The sequence below is a fragment of the Streptomyces sp. NPDC057654 genome, from assembly GCF_042800135.1.
Lineage (GTDB): Bacteria > Actinomycetota > Actinomycetes > Streptomycetales > Streptomycetaceae > Streptomyces.
This window is the reverse complement of record NZ_JBHVHQ010001244.1, coordinates 1-1,811: the sequence shown is the minus strand read 5'-3', so window position 1 is coordinate 1,811 and position 1,811 is coordinate 1. Positions and strand designations below refer to the sequence as shown.

General features: G+C 72.2%; 1 protein-coding gene and 1 pseudogene. Both read left to right on the top strand.

Going from position 1 to position 1,811, the window contains the following annotated elements; all coding sequences use genetic code 11:
- The first annotated feature begins 48 nt into the window (after positions 1-48).
- Positions 49-1,269 (top strand): acetyl-CoA C-acetyltransferase, encoded by a 1,221-nt coding sequence (locus ACFU99_RS42450; RefSeq protein WP_384403823.1) that lies wholly within the window; start codon positions 49-51, stop codon positions 1,267-1,269.
- 324 nt (positions 1,270-1,593) lie between these two features.
- Positions 1,594-1,811, top strand: a pseudogene (locus ACFU99_RS42445) (hypothetical protein); the annotation flags it as partial.

The window sequence follows — 1,811 nt, the reverse complement described above, 5'->3', positions numbered from 1 at the left end:
GGTAACTTCCCTTTCAGTCCGCCCACCCAGCACCCTCCTGGAGCCGTGATGCCCGAAGCCGTGATCGTCTCGACCGCCCGCTCCCCCATCGGCCGCGCAGGCAAGGGCTCCCTCAAGGAACTGCGCCCCGACGACCTCACCGCGACCATCATCGGCGCGGCCCTCGCCAAGGTCCCCGAGCTCGACCCCCGCGACATCGACGACCTCATGCTCGGCTGCGGCCTGCCCGGCGGCGAGCAGGGCCACAACCTCGGCCGGATCGTGGCCGTACAGATGGGCATGGACCACCTCCCGGGCTGCACCATCACCCGCTACTGCTCCTCCTCGCTCCAGACGTCCCGCATGGCCCTGCACGCCATCAAGGCCGGCGAGGGCGACGTCTTCATCTCGGCGGGCGTGGAGACGGTCTCCCGCTTCGGCAACGGCTCCTCCGACGGGATGCCGGGCACCCACAACCCGCTGTTCGCCGACGCGGAGGCCCGTACGGCCGCGCGCGCCGAGGCGGGCGGCGAGGGCTGGCACGACCCGCGCGAGGACGGCGTCGTGCCGGACGCGTACATGGCGATGGGCCAGACCGCGGAGAACCTGGCGCGCCTCAAGGGCGTCACCCGGCAGGACATGGACGAGTTCGGCGTCCGTTCCCAGAACCTCGCCGAGAAGGCGATCGAGAACGGCTTCTGGGAGCGCGAGATCACTCCGGTGACCACGCCGGACGGCACCGTGGTCAGCAAGGACGACGGCCCGCGCGCGGGCGTCACGATGGAGGGCGTCCAGGGCCTCAAGCCCGTCTTCCGCCCCGATGGCCTGATCACCGCGGGGAACTGCTGTCCGCTCAACGACGGCGCCGCCGCCGTCGTCGTCATGTCGGACACCAAGGCCCGCGAGCTCGGCCTGACCCCGCTGGCCCGGATCGTGTCCACCGGCGTCTCGGCGCTCTCGCCCGAGATCATGGGGTACGGGCCGGTCGAGGCGAGCAGGCAGGCGCTGCGCCGCGCGGGCCTCGGGATCGGCGACATCGACCTCGTGGAGATCAACGAGGCGTTCGCCGCCCAGGTCATCCCCTCCTACCGCGACCTCGGCATCGACCTCGACCGCCTCAACGTCAACGGCGGGGCCATCGCCGTGGGTCATCCCTTCGGGATGACGGGAGCGCGTATCACCGGCACTCTCATCAACTCGCTCCAGTTCCACGACAAGCAATTCGGCCTGGAAACCATGTGCGTCGGCGGCGGCCAGGGCATGGCCATGGTGCTCGAACGCCTCAGCTGAGCTGCGACGACACCTTCGGCTACGGGCGGGGCGCGAGCAGCCCCCGGCCGTCGGCCGGGCCGGTGCCCGCGCGGGGCCGGACCGCCACGCAGCGCAACCGGCGGCTCGTGCGCCCGGCGCGAGCCCCGGACTGTGCGCGAATCTCCCCCAGGATGTGACCAATCTCCTGGGGGATTCCCGTCTACGCAGGTCAGCGTGGTTGAAAGGCGAACGTCCCGGACCTAGGACCTGTCCGGTTCGTGACGTTATGCACTGACGCCGGGGGGCGGAGCCCGCGAAGCTGAGGTAGGAATTCGGGGGATCTATAGCAACCGGGAGTCGTCAGTGAGCGCCATGTCCCTTGCCCTGCTGCTGGCAGCGGCCACCGCGACGGCCGCCGGCGCCGCCGCCCTGCACACCACCCGCGGGCTGCGCCGCCAGATCGCCGCCCTGCGCGACGAGCTCGCGGCCACCGCCGCCGCCCGGAGCGCCGCCGCCGCGGTGCCCGCCGCCCGCCCCACGCCCACCGCCGAGATACGCGCCGCGGTGGCCGACGCGCTCGC